The following is a 15,144-nucleotide window of genomic DNA, read 5'->3' on the forward strand; positions in this document are numbered from 1 at the left end:
GCCTCGCGCCGCCACGCTGTCGCGCGTGCCGGAACCGTCAGGGCGTGTACGACGCCTTCCGCGCCCTACGCACGGCCGCCGCCCACATCTCGTCCGGCAGGGTGGTGCCGTCGGACCGGGCGAGGTTCGCCACGCCGGCGTCGAGGCCGCCGAAGACCCCCCGGGGGGCAGGAGCCCCGTACCTGCTCCCCTCCCAGCCGCCGGGCGCGATCGCACCGCGCGTGGACAGGCCCGCGTTGGCGCGGAAGACCTGGATGGAACAGCCGGTTCACGTCGTGGCCGCGGGCGTGGTCGGGCGTCAGGGCGCGCTTGTCGGCGAAGGGACCGCGGCCGAGCGCCACGTCACCCAGCCCGAACGGCCTCACCTGCCACCCGGGTGGCTCGGCGGCGGCCGCCGCACCGGCGGGGGCCACGGTCGGACCGGTCGCCGTGGCGGTGAGTGCGGTCGCCCGGAGGAGGGTGCGTCGTGAGAGGGGCGGGGTCACGTGCTCCTCGATTCCCATTGTCCGTGGGGGAGTTGCTCAGCCGGAGGTGACCGAATCGGCCAGCCAGGTGTACGCCGACTGTGCCGTGAACTCCGTCTGGCCGCCCCGCAGCAGCAGCGCGGCCGTGGCGAACTCGGGAGCGCCGGCCTGTGCGGCCACGTACGGGACGGCGATGCAGCGCATCCCGGCCGCGTGCGCGGCGGTCGCGCCCGGTGCCGCGTCCTCCAGGACCACGCAGTCGACCGGGTCCGCCCCGAGCCGCCGGGCCGCTTCGAGGAAGACGTCGGGGGCGGGCTTGCCGTGGGCCACCTCGTCGGCCGAGACCGCGATGCGCAGGAAGGCGTCCAGACCGGTCCCCGCGAGGATGGCCTCGATGGCCTCGGGGGAGGAGCCGGAGGCCACCGCCGTCGGAACGGCCTCGGCCGCCAGCAGCTCCACGAACTTCCGCATCTCGGGGTAGGCGTGCGTGCCGGCCCGGGCCAGCTCCAGATAACGCCGGTTCGTCGCGTGGAACAGCTCGTCCACCGTGGCGTGCAGGCCGTAGCGCTCCCGCAGGACCGCGACCGTCTCCAGGGTGCTGATCCCGACGTAGTTCTCGTGCTCCGCCCAGGTGAAGCCGGGGACGCCGTGCTCGGCCAGGGTCTGCCGGGTCGCCTCGTAGTAGTTCGGCTCGCTGTCCACCAGCGTTCCGTCGAGATCGAAGATGACCGAAAGCGCGCCGAGCTTGCTCATGCGGTCCAGCATGCCAAGCGTCAGGCGCGGGCCGCCCGCCCGACCGACTCCACCAGGGGCAGCAGCCGGTACGGCACCCGCTCGCGCAGGGCCACCTCGGTACGGGTGCGCACCACGCCAGGCAGGCTGATCAGCTTCTGGATCACGTCCTCCAGATGCGCGTTGTCCCGACCCACCACCCGGGCCAGCAGATCCCCGCCGCCCGTGATCGAGAACGCCTCGACGATCTCCGGCACGGCGGCCAGCGCGTCCCCGACGTCGTCCAGATGCCCCTGGGTGACCTCGATGTGCACGAAAGCCAGCACCGGGTGGCCGAGGGCGGCGGGGGAGAGCGAAGGGCCCGTACCGGTGATCACGCCGTCCCGTTCCATACGGTCCAGGCGGGCCTGGAGCGTGCCACGGGCGACACCGAGGACGCGGGCGTACTCGCGCACGCTGGTGCGCGGCTGCTCCAGGAGCAGCCGCAGGATGCGGGTGTCGAGTGCGTCCACGGTCATGATCTACGACTGTACCAATGGCTCAGCCGGTCGGCGCCCCGGTGTGCCGCCCGACCTGGTCCGTTGGTATTCAGCCGGACGATCGTGCGCGCAGGATGCTGGGCCAATGGTCCAGTGATTCAGTCGACACTTGAGCCATCGACCCCCGCGATGCTCTCATGGACACGTCGATGGCGCTGCGGATCCCCGCGGCGCCTTTTGTATGCCGGTGTTCCCGGCGTTCCAGGTGTTTCCCGAGGGAGGGCGTCAGTGCTGAAGAGGGTGTTCGTGGCTCCGGACCCGGGGCGGGCGCGGTTGCGTTTCGCCGCGCGGGCCGTCCTCGGCATCGGGCTGGCCGTCGTCGTGTGCGGGCTGGCCGGGCACTCGCTCGTCGGCGCGGTCACCGGCGGTCTCGCCGCGCTGCTCGCCCTGTTCACCGTCACCGACGCCACCGTGCGCGGGCAGGCCGTCACCACCGCGCTGCTGCCCGTCGTCGGCGTGCCCGTACTCGCCGCCGCGGCCGAACTGCACGACCACCCCGTGGCGCGGGACCTGACCTTCCTCGCCGTCGTCGGTGTGGGCGTGTACGCCCGCCGCTGGGGCCCGCGCGGGCACAGCCTCGGCGTGTTCGCCTTCATGACCTTCTTCGTGGCCCAGTTCCTGCACGCCACGCCCGGCCGGCTGCCCGAGCTGTACGCGGCCGTCCTGCTGTCCGTGCTCAGCGCGGCCGCCGTGCGCTTCGGCCTGTGGTGCTACGAGCGCCGGCTTCCCCCGGCCGTCGTACCCGTGCCGGCGGCCGGGTCCGGGCTGGCCCGCGTGACCACGCGGCAGGCGGTCCAGGCGGTCGCCGGCGCCGGGTTCGCGCTGGTCGTGGGGCAGTTGGTGTCCGGGCAGCGCTGGTACTGGGCCGTAGGCGCCACCTGGTGGGTCTTCGTCAACACCGCCTCGCGCGGCGAGACGCTGGTACGCGGCTTCCGGCGGGTCCTCGGCACGGTCATCGGCATCGGTCTGGGCTTCCTCGTCGCCGTACCCGTGGACGGTGCGCCGGTCCCGACGGCCGTCCTCGTGGCGGTCGCCGTCTTCGGCATCTTCTACACGGCCGCCGTCTCGTACACCTGGATGATGCTCTGGGTGACCCTGCTCGCCGAGCTGCTCTACGGCCTGCTCGGTGTCCTCGGCCCGGGTCTGCTGGCGCTGCGTCTCACCGAGACCGGCGTCGGCGCCCTCGGCGCGGTGCTGGCCGTGCTGTTCGTGCTGCCCGTCACCACCCACGCCACCACCGACGCCTGGATCCAGCGCGCCCTGCGCTGCGTCCACGCCTGCACCGCGGAGGCCGCCGCGCGCCTCGCGGGCTCGGCCACGGCCGACCCGGCGCCGCGCGTGGCCGAGCTGGAGCAGCTGCTCGGCCGGGTACGGCTCTCGGTCGCGCCGCTGGTGCACCCGCTGAACCCGATGCTCGGCCGCAAGCGGCGCGCCCGCCGGGTCCTCGCTCTCCTGGACGACTGTGCCCGGGAGATCCGCGGCCTGGTCGCCGTCGCCGCCGACCCCGAGGCCTCCCACGACGCCCGCCTGGCCACCGCCTGCTGGCGCGTGGAGTCCGCGGTCGAGGCGCTCACCACCGGCGGCTCCGACCGCGTCCACCGCCCCGCCGATGCCCCGGCCGAGCCGGCCCTGGCCCACCTGCACGGTCTGGAGCGCGCCCTGGCCGACCTGGCCGAGCCCCTGCGGACCCCATCCGGATCACCGCTGGTGGGGGCCTGAGGGCAGGACGCCGACGACGCGCCTCCGGGGCGGCCTTGCGGCTGATTCGGGGGTGCGGTCGTCATGGCGGGGGGGCTCTGAGGGTGTCCACCGGGCTCCCGGGCCCCGGTCGGGCAGGCTCCGGCGCGCACCGGCCCGTCGGGGCTGCGGTTGCGGTGGCCCTGGCTCTCCTGTGCGGTCTGGGGCGCGCTCTGTCGGCTCCGTCGGGATCACCGCTGGTGAGGGGCTGGGGACGGGCTCGTCCAAGCCCCTCTGCGGCGGCCTGCGGCTGGTCCGGAGGCCCGGTCGGGGGAATTCACGGCCGGTGGCCCCGAGGGCGTCCACGGGGCCCTGGGGGCCCCGGTCGAGCCCGCTCCGGCACGTGCCTGGCCCGCCAGGAGTCCGGTCGGGTCGGCCCCGGCCCACCCGCAGGGACTGGAGCCGCCTCTGTGGGCCCTTGTCGGGATCACTGCTGGTCGGGGCCCGCGTGGCGCCGGAGGAACACTCCCGCGTCACCCGTTTGGTCTAGACCTTCACTGATCGACTGCTACCGTCGGCAATGGCTCGGACCGAGAGGGGACAGCGGTGGCAGAGGGCGGCAGGCGGTACAGGGCGTTCATCGGGTCGTTCACGGCGGCGGGCGGGCCCGGGCTGGTCACCGCGGACGTACGCCCGGGCAGCGGGGCACTGACCGTCACCGGCCGTCTCGGGGCCGTGCCCGACCCCTCCTACCTGGCCCTGTCGCCGGACGGGACCATGCTCTACGCGGTCAGCGAGACCGCCGACGGCGCCGTCGCCGCGTTCCGCGTCGGCCGTGACAAGCCGGAGCCCGCGGGGCCGCCCGTGCCGGTGGACGGCAGCGGACCGACCCATCTCAGCCTGCACGCCGGGCACGTCCTGACCGCCAACTACGGCTCCGGCAGCGTCACGGCCGTACCCGTGCGCTCGGACGGCAGCCTGGCGCCCGCGCTCTCGGGGGTGCTCCAGCACACCGGCTCCGGCCCGCACGACCGGCGACAGCGCGGCCCGCACGCCCACCAGGTGCAGCCGGACCCCAGCGGCAGGTGGGCGGTCAGCGTCGACCTCGGCACGGACTCGGTCCGGGTGTGCACCCTGGAGGACGGCATCCCGACGCTGCACCGCGAGATCGCGCTGCGCCCCGGATCGGGCCCCCGCCACCTGGCCTTCCATCCGGACGGCGAGCACGCCTACGTGGTCAACGAACTGACCCCCACCGTCACGGTCTGCCTCTGGGACGCCGACGCCGGCTCCCTGAAGCCGCTGACCGAGGTCCCGGTCCTGCCGGGCGCCCCGGCGGGCGACGCCTACGCCTCGGGCATCGTGGTCTCGCCCGACGGCCGCTTCGTGTGGACCGCGACCCGGGGCGAGGACGTCCTGTCCGTCCTGGCCGTCCAGGGGGACGGGCTCCGCCTGATCGGCACGGTGCCCTGCGGCGGACACTGGCCGCGCGCGCTGGCCGAGCGCGACGGCTTCCTCTACGCGGCCAACGAGCGATCCGGAGACGTGACCTGGTTCGGCGTCGACGAGCGGACCGGGCTGCCTCGCTACGACGGCTCCGTCGCGGTCGCCGCGGCCTCCTGCATCGTCTTCGCCTGAGCGGCCGGGGCGGGAGCCGGGCGGCCGGGCGGCAACGGGCAGGGCCCGCTCCAGTGATCTGGAGCGGGCCCTGTGTCGTACGGGTGCCGGGTCCGGCGTCAGCGGACCGGCGTGCCCTGCGGCTGCGGCGGGGCGATGCCCAGCGCGGTCGTGTACTTGGCGAGGGCGAGCTTGCCGATCGCCGGGTAGGCGCCGAGCGGCTCGGCCGTGGCGCAGCCCGCCTCCTCGGCGGCCGCCGTCAGCAGCGCCGGGTCGATCTCCGGGCCGATCAGGTACGGCGCCAGGGCCAGCTGCTGCGAGCCCGAGGAACGCAGCTGCTCGGCGACGGAGGTGATCGAACCCTCCTGGTCCAGGGCCGCGGCCATCACCGGCACGGCCAGGCGTGCGGCGAGCAGCATGCCGGTGATCCCGGCCGCCTGCACGGCCTCCTCGCCGCCCACGGAGGCCAGGATGATGCCGTCGGCGGCGGTGGCCACGGTGAACAGGCGGGCGCGGTCGGCGCGGGCCAGACCGGCCTCGGACAGACGCACGTGCAGCGCCTCGGCGAGCAGCGGGTGCGGGCCGAGGGCGTCGGTCAGGTCGGCGGCGACCCGGCTGTCCATCACGGCCTGGCGGACCTGGCGCAGCAGCGCGCTGTCCGGACCGGCCAGCAGCGGCACGACGACCGCGACCGGGCCGTCGGGCTCCTTGACCTCGAGGCCGGCGGCGACGGCCTGCTCGTAGCGGGCGGCGCGCTCCTCGGCGGTGTGCGCGAGCATGGCCCGCAGGCTCGGGAACTCGGTGTCGTCCCCGTCCAGGTATCCGATCCGGGCGTCCAGGCCGGGCAGCTCGGAGCGGGCGATGCTCACGACCTCCTCGGCGAGGCTGCGCGCGGCGGCGCTGGGCGCGCCGGGCACCGCGAGGACGAACGCGGGCGCGCCCTCGGGAGCCACCAGCGGTTCCGGTCGGCGGTGCCGTCCGGGCTGGCGGGGTCGCGGCATTCGTACTGGCAGGCCGGACGCGGGCCCAGTGGGGGAGCTCATGGCGCCGCATGTTACTAACTTCTTGGGCTCCCTTGTTCGGGGAGGGTGCAGGTGAGCGGTATCCGTCCGGTTTTGTCTGATGAGTTACCTACCCTTGGCACGTGTTCCGGGCACTTGCCGGACAGATGTGCCACGAAGGGGGTCAATCCCCTTTTGTAGGGACCACGTACAGCATGGACGGTTCACCCGGCAGTGTGAGCCCCCCGGCCGCCAGCTCGTTCGCGATCCGTACGCAGCCGTGCAGCGGGTCGCCCTCGGCCGGCACCTGCCGGGCGTGCGGCAGTCTCGCGGCCAACTCCTCCCGCAGGGGTACGAGGAGCGGGTCGCCCATCTTGAGCAGTCCGCCGGTGAACGCCATTTCGGGCGTACCGGAGGCCGGGCACACCGCGGCGGCGGACTCGGCGATGTTCCGGGCCGCCGCACGCAGGATGCCGGCGGCCACCGGGTCGCGCGGGGCGCAGGCGGCCACCTGGGGCGCGAAGGAGGCCAGCAGCGCGGGCCGGTCGGTACGGGGGTAGAGCCGGCCGGGCAGCCCCCGCACCGGGCCGAACTGTTCCTCGGCGCACGCCAGCAGCGGGGCGGAGCCGCCGTCCCGGCCGTCGTGGGCGCGCAGCGCCGCCTCCAGCCCGGCCCGCCCGATCCACGCCCCGCCGCCGCAGTCGCCCAGCAGATGGCCCCAGCCGTCCGCCCGCCGCCAGCGGGTCAGATCGGTGCCCACCGCGATCAGGCCGGTGCCCGCGGCCACCACGGCACCCGGCCGCGGCCCGAGGGCGCCCACGTAGGCCGTCACGGCATCGGCGGCCAGCGCCACGTTCCGTACGCCGAGCTCCCGGGCGAGCGCGCCCGGCAGCTCGGCGCGCAGGGCGTCGCCCAGAGAGGAGAACCCGGCGGAGCCGACCACGGCCGTGGCCAGTTCGTCCACCCCGGCCTCCGCCGCCGACGCGCGGGCGAGGGGTACGAGTTGCCCCATCAGGTGGTCGGGGTCGATGCCCCGCGCCCCGGTACGGACGGGCTCGCCCGACGCTCGCCGGGCCGAGGGTGCCTGCCCCGGAACGCCGACGGCGACCCGGAGACCGGAGCCCCCGGAGTCCACCGCCAGATAACCGGGGACGGTCACGGCAGACGCCAGTCCACCGGCTGTCCGCCCTGCTGGATCAGCAGGTCGTTGGCCCGGCTGAACGGACGCGACCCGAAGAAGCCGCGGTCGGCCGACATGGGCGAGGGATGCGCGGACTCCACGGCCGGCAGACTGCCCAGCAGCGGACGCAGGTTCCGGGCGTCACGTCCCCACAGCACGGACACCAGCGGCTTGCCGCGCGCCGCCAGGGCGCGGATCGCCTGCTCGGTGACCTCCTCCCAGCCCTTGCCGCGGTGGGCGGCCGGGCTGCGCGGTGCCGTGGTGAGCGCCCTGTTGAGCAGCAGCACGCCCTGCTGTGTCCACGGGGTGAGGTCGCCGTTCGACGGCTGGGGCAGCCCCAGGTCGGCGTTCAGCTCGCGGAAGATGTTGATCAGGCTCGGCGGCAGCGGACGCACCTCGGGCGCGACCGAGAACGACAGGCCGACCGCGTGCCCCGGTGTCGGGTACGGGTCCTGACCGACGATCAGGACGCGTACGTCGTCGAAGGGTTGCTGGAAGGCGCGCAGTACGTTCGGTCCGGCCGGGAGGTAGGTGCGTCCCGCGGCGATCTCCGCACGCAGGAAGTCGCCCATCGCGGCGATCTGTCCGGCGACGGGTTCGAGGGCCTTCGCCCAGCCCGGTTCGACGATTTCATGCAAGGGTCGTGGTGCCACGGGCGTCACCCTACTGCCGTACACCGGTTGGCGATCAAGCTGCGACCGGAGGCCGACCGAGGATGATCGGACCGTCGGCTCGAATGACCGTTTCCGCCCCTGCCTCCCTTCCTGCGGCCCTCGGGCACCGCCCGCCGCGTCAGTCGATCACCGCCGCCCGCACGCACAGCACGTCCGGCAGATGGGAGGCGAGCTGCCGCCAGCTGTCGCCGTCGTCGGCCGAGGCGTACACCTCGCCGTTGCGGTTGCCGAAGTAGACCCCTGCCGGGTCCGCGTCGTCCGTCCACAGTGCGTCGCGCAGCACGGTGCCGTAGTGGTCCTCCGCCGGCAGCCCGTGCGACAGCGGCTCCCAGCTCTTGCCCGCGTCGGCCGTGCGGAAGACCCGGCAGCGGTGGTCGGCGGGTACCCGGTCGGCGTCCGCGTTGATCGGGAAGACGTACGCGGTGTCGCCGCGGTGCGGGTGGGCGGCCACCGCGAACCCGAACGTCGACGGCAGGCCCGCGCCGATGTCGGTCCACCGCGCGCCCGCGTCGTCGCTGCGGTACACACCCCAGTGGTTCTGCAGGTACAGCCGGTCCGGGTCGTGCGCGTCCTTGGCGATCTTGTGCACGCACTGGCCGAACTCCGGGTTCGGATCCGGCAGGAACACCGCGGAGACACCGGAGTTGGCGGGCGCCCAGCTCGCCCCGCCGTCCGTGGTACGGAACACCCCGGCGGTGGAGACGGCGACGGTCACCGCCCGCGGGTCGCGCGCGTCGGTGAGCACCGTGTGCAGGCCCTCACCCCCGCCGCCCGGCACCCACCGGGAGCGGGTCGGGTGCTCCCACAGGGGACGCACCAGCTCGAAGCTCTCCCCGCGGTCCTCGGAGCGGTACAGCGCGGCCGGTTCCGTGCCCGCGTACACCACGTCCGGTTCGGCGGCGGCCGGGTGCAGCTGCCACACCCGCTCCAGCGAAGCCCCGGTGTCCTTGGGGAACTTGACGGCCGGCCGCGCCGGTTCGGTCCAGGAGCGGCCCAGATCGTCGGAGTGGAACACCGACGGGCCCCAGTGCGCGCTGTCGCCGCCCGCCAGCAGCCGCGGGGTGCCGCCGCGGACGTCGATGGCGACCGAGTAGACGGCCTGGGCGTTGAAGTAGGGGCTGTCGTCGAACTCCCAGGTGCCGCCGCGCCGCCGCCCGATGAAGAGGCCTTTGCGGGTGCCCACGGCGAGCAGGACCTCGGTCATGCCGATCACCTCCGGGACGTCTTTGTCCAGGTAGTCGTCAGATACCGGCCAGTCTGCACCCCGCCACTGACAGTCGGCCCCGGTCGGGGCGTACGCGCAGGTCACGACGGTGCCGTCGGCCTGTCGTAGAGATCGGCAAGGTGCGTTGTCGCATGCGCCTGCGCGAAGGGGGTGTCACGTGCGACCGTCGACGTGACGGCTCGTCGTGAGCAACGGGGCGGCCCTGCCCGTATGGGAGGTCGGTCCGGCCTGTCGGTGCGCTCGTGAGGAGGATGCCTTTGAAGGCGTTGCGTGGTCCCGAGGTGTGGCTGTGGCGCTGGCGGCGCAATCCGCTCCGGCGCCGGGCCGACGTGGTGGAGGCCTGGATGGTGCTCGCCGTCTGGCTGCTGACCGTCCTGGCCGGGGTGCTGGCCGGGCTCGCGGCGGCCCGTTCGGTGGAGCACGGACTGGCACGGGAGCGCGCCGCCTGGCAGCCCGCCGTCGCCCGCGTCGTCGCCCAGGCACCCGGCAGGGCCACCGCCGCGGGCACCGGCGGAGAGCGGGTCTGGGCCGAGGTCCGCTGGACCGTCGGCGACGGCTCGGCCCGCACCGGCCAGGCCCGGGTCGCGCCGGGCAGCAAGGCCGGGTCCCCGGTCACCGTGTGGACCGACCCGCAGGGCCACCTGGTCACCCGCCCCACCACCGCGTCCGAGGCCGCCTTCCGGGCCACCTTGATGGGTGGCCTGGTCGGCGTGAGTGCCGCCGCCCTCCCCTTCGTCGGCGGCCGCGTCCTGCGCGGTCGCCTGGAGCGCCGCCGCATGGACCGCTGGGACGCGGAGTGGGCCCGACTGGGGCCGCAGTGGAGCCGGATGAAATGGTGACGGACCCCCTGCGCCCGTGACGGACCACCTGCGCCCGTGACGTACCCCTGCGCCCGTGACGGCCTTCGCGCCATGACGGCCGCCGCGCCATGACGGACCGCGCGCTCCGGCGCGCGGCTACAGCCCGGCCAGTACCTCCCCGCAGGTCCTGAGCAACGCCTCGTCCTTGGCGATGTGCTGGCTGCCGTACCCGCCCTCACCGGCCGTGTGGCGCCGGGGGTCGGTCAGTTCGGCGGTCACCAGGTCCCTCAGCGGTGCGGCCGCCGGGCCCATGGCCGCAAGGCACTGGGCGATCGGGCCGCGCGTGTAGGGGTTCTGCGACCACGCGGCCCGGAACACCGGCAGCACGGGTTCCGGGTCCCGGCCGATGTGCCACAGTGCGCGGGCGGCCGACATCCGCTGCCACACCTGGGCCGAACGGGCCGTCCGGCGCAGTTCAGGCAGGGCCGTGCGGGCGGCCGGACCCAGCCTGCCCAGCTGCCGGGCGGCGAGCCGGCGGCTCCCCGGCTCGCCCTGCGTCAACTCCCGCAGCAGGACGGGCAGTACGGCTGTGACGGGATCCCCCGCCGACCACAGGGCGCCCGCGGCGGCGGCCGCGTGCCGGGTGTGCAGCAGGTCCCGCAGGACGGGTGCCGCCTGTGCGGCCGCCCCGAGGGCGTCCAGCGTCTCGATGGCCGGTCCGACGAGTCTCTCCCGTGCCCCGAGCCCGTCCGGCGCCGCGGACAGGAGCCGCAGCACCTCGGGCACCGCATGCCGGTCGCCCACGGCTCTGAGCGCGGCCAGGAGCGAAGTGGCCAGTGTGCCGGAGGCGGGGGAGTCCAGGGGGACACGGGCCAGATGGTGTCGCAGCGCGGGGGCGAGGGGAGTCGCGGCCGGCCCCAGATGTGCGATCTCGTGCCCCAGGCCGCCGGGCACGAACGGGCCGGCCAGCACCTGGGCCAGAACCGGGACCGCCCGTGGATCGCCGGTCCGGACCAGGGCCTTGAGCGGTCCGCCGAGGGCGGGCGAGCCGCGCTCCCAGCGGTGTGTCCACAGGTCGGGCCGGGCGGCCACCAGGGCGTACAGATCGTCCGCGGCGGGCGTGGCCAGGCCGTACAGCTCCACCAGGACCGAGACCGCCGCGTCCCGCAACCGGTCCTGCTCCGTGTCCAGTTGGGCACCGATCAGGGCCACCGGCCCGGCGCAGTCCGCCCGCCAGCCGCGGAACAGCGCAGCCGACATGCACACGGCATTGCACCGGTCCATCGGGTCCGGGCTGGTCAACTGCCCGGTGAGCAGGGCGATCCGGTCGGCGGTCCGGTCGCCGAGCGCGGTGTGCAGGGTGCGCAGCAGCTGGGCGCCCTCCTCGTCCGAGGGCCGCAGTCGCCGTATCCGGCCCACGAGGGTGTCGTTCCCGGACGGCTCCGGTACCCGGGCGCGGCGCGCGGACCTGTCCCGCAGCAGCTCGACCGCCGTCGGCACCAGGTCGGCCGGGAGCAGCTCCGGGGCGCCCAGGGCGAGCTGGCCCAGCGCGGCGAGCCGCAGCCCGGGCTCGTAGGGCGGGGCGCTCTGCGTGGCCAACAGGTCCAGCGCGGCGGTGGAGTGCGCCGGATGCCGCCGTACGAACAGGCCGAGGGCCTCGGTGAGCGCGAGCAGTACCCTGCCGTCCCGCTCGACCGGGATCCGCTGCCGTATCAGGTCCAGGACGCGCTCCGGGCCGTCCGGGAACCGTACGACGGCACCGGCCGCCGCCCGGCGCACTCCCGGGTCCGGGTCACCGAGGAGGGACACGAACACCTCGGAGCCCCCGCGCACGGCCTCACGCGCGTGCGCGTCCCCGCTCTCCGCCCCGATGCTGACCAGCAGTTCGACGATGCAGCCCCGGTCCGGCACCGCCTCGCGGGCCGCGAGCGAGCACAGGAAGGGAACGCAGGCCAGCGTCGAGTCGTACACGTTCCCCTGGTGGTGCACCGTGCCGTACATGCCGTCGAGCGCGGTCTGTCGCTCGGCGGCGTCCGCGGAGGCCAGCCCCCGTAACCATCCGGGCACGTCCTCCGCGCTGCCGTACGCGTGGTGCAGCGAGGCCCAGTCGACCTCGTCGATCCCCGTGAACACGTTGTCCTCCCCAGGCCGGAACCACCTGATCGAGTCTGCACCACGGCACTGACAACGATGCGAAGTCGCGCGCTGACTGTGTGCGATCCGTCGGCTGTCACCGGCCACGGGGCGGGATCCGCCCCGGCCGCCCGGGGACCGGATCAGTCATGGCCGGGAAAGGCCCGCTCCAGGATCGTGTCCAGGTCGGTCCCGGCGGGCAGCGTGCCGAACGCGTGCCCCCAGTCGCCGCCCAGCCGGGTGGCGCAGAAGGCGTCCGCGACGGCGTGCGGGGCGTGCCGGACCAGCAGCGATGCCTGAAGGGCCAGCGCCATCCCCTCGACCAGCCTGCGTGCGCCCACCTGGTCGGTTTCGGCCAACTGCTCCTTGAGCCCGACCACGGCCGCATCCAGCCGGGCGTCCGCCCCGCGCGCGAGGGCGAGTTCGGTGAACAGGGCCTCGGTCGTGTCCTGTTCCCGACCCAGGGCGCGCAGCACGTCGAGCGCGTTGACGTTCCCCGAGCCCTCCCAGATCGACAACAGGGGAGCCTCCCGGTAGTGGCGGGGCATGCCCGACTCCTCGACGTACCCGTTGCCGCCCAGGCACTCCAGGGCCTCCGCGGTGAACGCCGGGCCCCGCTTGGTGACCCAGTACTTGCCGACGGCGGTGGCGAGCCGGCGGAAGGAGCGCTCGCCGGCGTCCCCGCGTACCGCCCGGTCCGCCGCACCGGCGAGCCGCAGGGTGAGCGTCGTCGCCGCCTCCGACTCCAGCGCCAGGTCGGCCAGCACGTTGCGCATCAGCGGCTGGTCGAACAGCCGGGCGCCGAACGCGCTGCGGTGGCGCGCGTGGTGACCCGCCTCGACGAGCGTCTTGCGCATCAGGGTCGCCGAGGACATCACACAGTCCAGACGGGTGCAGTTGACCATCTCGATGATGGTCTTCACGCCCCGCCCCTCGGGTCCGACCAGCCAGGCCACCGTCCGTTCGAACTCCGGCTCGGAGGAGGCGTTGGACCGGTTGCCGAGCTTGTCCTTCAGCCGCTGGATGCGGAAGGTGTTGCGGCTGCCGTCCGGCAGGATCCGGGGCACGAGGAAGCAGGACAGGCCGCCCGGCGCCTGCGCCAGCACCAGGAACACGTCGCACATCGGCGCCGACGTGAACCACTTGTGGCCGCGCAGCGTGTACACGCCCGGCTCACCCGTGGGCGTGGCCGTGGTGGTGTTCGTGCGGACGTCCGAGCCGCCCTGCTTCTCGGTCATGCCCATCCCGGCGAGCAGTCCGGGCTTCTCGGTGGGCACGCGCAGCCCCGGGTCGTACGCGCGGCCGGTGAGCAGCGGTTCGTACACCTTGGCCAGCTCCGGCTGGGCGCGCAGCGCGGGGACGGCCGCGTACGTCATCGACGTCGGACAGCCGTGCCCGGCCTCCGTGTGCCCCCACACCAGTCCGCCCGCCGTGCGGGCCACGTGGGCACCGGGCCGGTCGTCCGCCCATGGCGCACCGGCCAGGCCCTCGGCGACCGCGGTCCGCATCAGGTGGTGCCAGCTGGGGTGGAACTCGACCTCGTCGATCCGGTTGCCGTAGCGGTCGTGGGTGCGCAGCTCCGGCTCGTGCCGGTTCGCCTGCTCGCCCCACTCCTGGGCCTCCTCGCTGCCGGCCTGCAGCCCCAGCCGCCGGATGCCGTCCTCGGCCCACTCGGCACCCTCCCGGCGCAGCCCCTCCAGCAGGGCACGGTCGGCAGAAGCGTCGTAGGGAGCCAGGGGCGGGGCCTGGTTGGTGACGTCGTGGGTGGCGTGGTGCCGCGGCGGCGACTGCACGGGTGTCGAGTCCATACGGCCATGTTGCACTCTTCGTGCGACTGTAGCAATGATGCAACAAGGAGGCGCACGTACAGTACGTGCCCATGCGCATGAACGTGTCGGCGGAGGCGGGTGAGGCCGCCGGTCTGCGGCCGCTGTCCGCGCGGTCGGTGGTGCTGAGCCTGCTGCTGGGCGCCCATCCCCCCGAGCTGCCGGTCAAGGACCTGGTCCGGTTGGTGGAGCCCTTCGGCGTCGGCGGCTCGACGCTGCGGGCCGCGCTGAGCCGGATGGTGGCCGCCGGGGACCTGCGCCGCACGGACGGCGTGTACGGGCTCAGCGACCGGCTGCTGGCCCGCCAGCGCCGCCAGGACGAGGCGCTCCATCCCCGCACACGCGCGTGGAACGGTGACTGGCAGATGGTGGTGATCACGGCCACCGGCCGCGGCCCCGCCGAGCGGGCCGACCTGCGCGCCCGGCTGGGCGCCCTGCGCCTGGCCGAACTCCGCGAGGGCGTGTGGCTGCGCCCGGCCAACCTCGCCCGGCCCCTGCCCGACGACCTCGCGCGCCTGGCCGAGTCCTACACCGCGCACCCCGACGGCTCCCCGCACGACCTGGCAGCCCGTCTGTGGCCGCTGGCCGCGTGGGCCACCGCCGCGCGCACCCTGCTCGCCCGCGCGGCCGGCGCCCACCACCCGGCCGACCGCCTCGCCACCTTCGCCGCGGCCGTACGCCACCTGCTCACCGACCCCGTCCTGCCGCCCGCACTCCTGCCGCCGGACTGGCCGGGAGAGGCCCTGCGCTCGGCCTATGCGGGTTACGAGGAGGAACTGGCCGCCTCGGTGGGGCTGCGCGGGGACCACTGAGCCCGTTCGCTGTTCCCCGGGTCCGGTCAGGACGGGGTGCGCCGGTTCCCGGGATCGGCGGGGGACGCGCCGGTCTCGTCCGGTCCGGCCGCAGCGCCGCGACGAAGGGTCCTGGCCTCGCGCACGACTCGGCGCCAGGAGCGGATGAGATCCGGGATCTGGTCGAGGAGTCCCTTCAGGACGTAGACCAGTACCGACGCGACGCTCGCCGTACCCAGGATCCCCAGGACGATCTGTGACTCCATGCTCGGCCCCTCCGGAGAATGGCGGATGGCCGAACCGAGCGCGAGCCGTTTGCAGGATGGCAGGTGTCTCAGGTCGACCACCCCGAATGGCGGTGATCAACTGAGGCCCTGCCGGCGTGCAGGCCGCGTGTGAAGTTGTCGTGATTGACGGACCGCCGAACACCTCGGCGGGCACGCCCGAAAGGGACGCCGGACCCATTCCCGTCGCGGCCGGCGAGG

General features: G+C 74.5%; 13 protein-coding genes and 1 pseudogene. 4 read left to right on the forward strand and 10 right to left on the reverse strand.

From position 1 onward, the window contains the following. Window positions 1-187: 187 nt before the first annotated feature. The 3 genes and pseudogenes from FB157_RS48415 to FB157_RS15850 all read right to left on the reverse strand — a co-directional run. Window positions 188-485, reverse strand: a pseudogene (locus tag FB157_RS48415) (glycosylase); the annotation flags it as partial. Window positions 486-521: 36 nt separating this feature from the next. Further along, a complete protein-coding gene (locus FB157_RS15845; protein WP_145880120.1) occupies window positions 522-1,217 on the reverse strand; it encodes an HAD family phosphatase in 696 nt (231 codons plus the stop codon). Between the two features lie 20 nt (window positions 1,218-1,237). Then, complete coding sequence (locus FB157_RS15850) at window positions 1,238-1,714, reverse strand: Lrp/AsnC family transcriptional regulator (protein WP_186581529.1); 477 nt, start codon at window positions 1,712-1,714, stop codon at window positions 1,238-1,240. A gap of 249 nt (window positions 1,715-1,963) precedes the next feature. Between FB157_RS15850 and FB157_RS15855 the strand changes: the two genes are divergently transcribed. After that, the gene (locus FB157_RS15855; RefSeq protein WP_145880123.1) at window positions 1,964-3,454 is read left to right on the forward strand and encodes an FUSC family protein; all 1,491 of its coding nucleotides are present in this window, start codon (window positions 1,964-1,966) and stop codon (window positions 3,452-3,454) included. Window positions 3,455-4,018: 564 nt separating this feature from the next. After that, entirely contained in the window at window positions 4,019-5,050 is a 1,032-nt protein-coding gene (locus FB157_RS15860) for a lactonase family protein (RefSeq protein ID WP_145880125.1), read from the forward strand. Between the two features lie 98 nt (window positions 5,051-5,148). Here FB157_RS15860 and FB157_RS15865 read toward each other — a convergent pair whose 3' ends face one another. The 4 genes from FB157_RS15865 to FB157_RS15880 form a co-directional block, all read right to left on the reverse strand. Then, entirely contained in the window at window positions 5,149-6,072 is a 924-nt protein-coding gene (locus FB157_RS15865; RefSeq protein ID WP_145880127.1) for a sirohydrochlorin chelatase, read from the reverse strand. A 142-nt stretch (window positions 6,073-6,214) separates the two neighbouring features. Continuing rightward, the gene (locus tag FB157_RS15870) at window positions 6,215-7,189 is read right to left on the reverse strand and encodes an N-acetylglucosamine kinase (protein WP_145880129.1); all 975 of its coding nucleotides are present in this window, start codon (window positions 7,187-7,189) and stop codon (window positions 6,215-6,217) included. Continuing rightward, window positions 7,186-7,863, reverse strand: a complete 678-nt coding sequence (locus FB157_RS15875; protein WP_145880130.1) for a uracil-DNA glycosylase — start codon at window positions 7,861-7,863, stop codon at window positions 7,186-7,188. The genes FB157_RS15870 and FB157_RS15875 overlap by 4 nt, the downstream gene beginning before the upstream one ends. Window positions 7,864-8,002: 139 nt before the next feature. Then, window positions 8,003-9,088 carry an exo-alpha-sialidase gene (locus FB157_RS15880; RefSeq protein WP_186581530.1) on the reverse strand — a complete coding sequence of 362 codons (1,086 nt, stop codon included), beginning with the start codon at window positions 9,086-9,088 and terminating at the stop codon, window positions 8,003-8,005. 272 nt (window positions 9,089-9,360) lie between these two features. Between FB157_RS15880 and FB157_RS15885 the strand changes: the two genes are divergently transcribed. Continuing rightward, window positions 9,361-9,948: a hypothetical protein gene (locus FB157_RS15885; protein ID WP_186581531.1), complete on the forward strand. Its 588-nt coding sequence runs from the start codon at window positions 9,361-9,363 to the stop codon at window positions 9,946-9,948. Between the two features lie 117 nt (window positions 9,949-10,065). Here the strand turns inward: FB157_RS15885 and FB157_RS15890 are convergent, their stop codons facing one another. Together FB157_RS15890 and FB157_RS15895 are read right to left on the reverse strand one after the other, a co-directional pair. Beyond that, on the reverse strand, window positions 10,066-12,042 hold the full coding sequence (locus FB157_RS15890; RefSeq protein ID WP_145880134.1) for a HEAT repeat domain-containing protein: 1,977 nt from the start codon (window positions 12,040-12,042) through the stop codon (window positions 10,066-10,068). Window positions 12,043-12,185: 143 nt separating this feature from the next. Beyond that, window positions 12,186-13,850, reverse strand: coding sequence for an acyl-CoA dehydrogenase family protein (locus FB157_RS15895; protein WP_145880136.1), 1,665 nt, complete (start codon window positions 13,848-13,850; stop codon window positions 12,186-12,188). 71 nt (window positions 13,851-13,921) lie between these two features. Here FB157_RS15895 and FB157_RS15900 point away from each other — a divergent pair, with 71 nt between their 5' ends. Next, complete coding sequence (locus FB157_RS15900) at window positions 13,922-14,680, forward strand: PaaX family transcriptional regulator C-terminal domain-containing protein (RefSeq protein ID WP_145880137.1); 759 nt, start codon at window positions 13,922-13,924, stop codon at window positions 14,678-14,680. A 26-nt stretch (window positions 14,681-14,706) separates the two neighbouring features. Here the strand turns inward: FB157_RS15900 and FB157_RS15905 are convergent, their stop codons facing one another. Next, window positions 14,707-14,925: a hypothetical protein gene (locus tag FB157_RS15905; protein ID WP_145880139.1), complete on the reverse strand. Its 219-nt coding sequence runs from the start codon at window positions 14,923-14,925 to the stop codon at window positions 14,707-14,709. Window positions 14,926-15,144 lie beyond the last annotated feature (219 nt).

Origin of the sequence: Streptomyces sp. BK340 (assembly GCF_007827595.1) — a bacterium.
Taxonomy (GTDB): Bacteria; Actinomycetota; Actinomycetes; order Streptomycetales; family Streptomycetaceae; genus Streptomyces.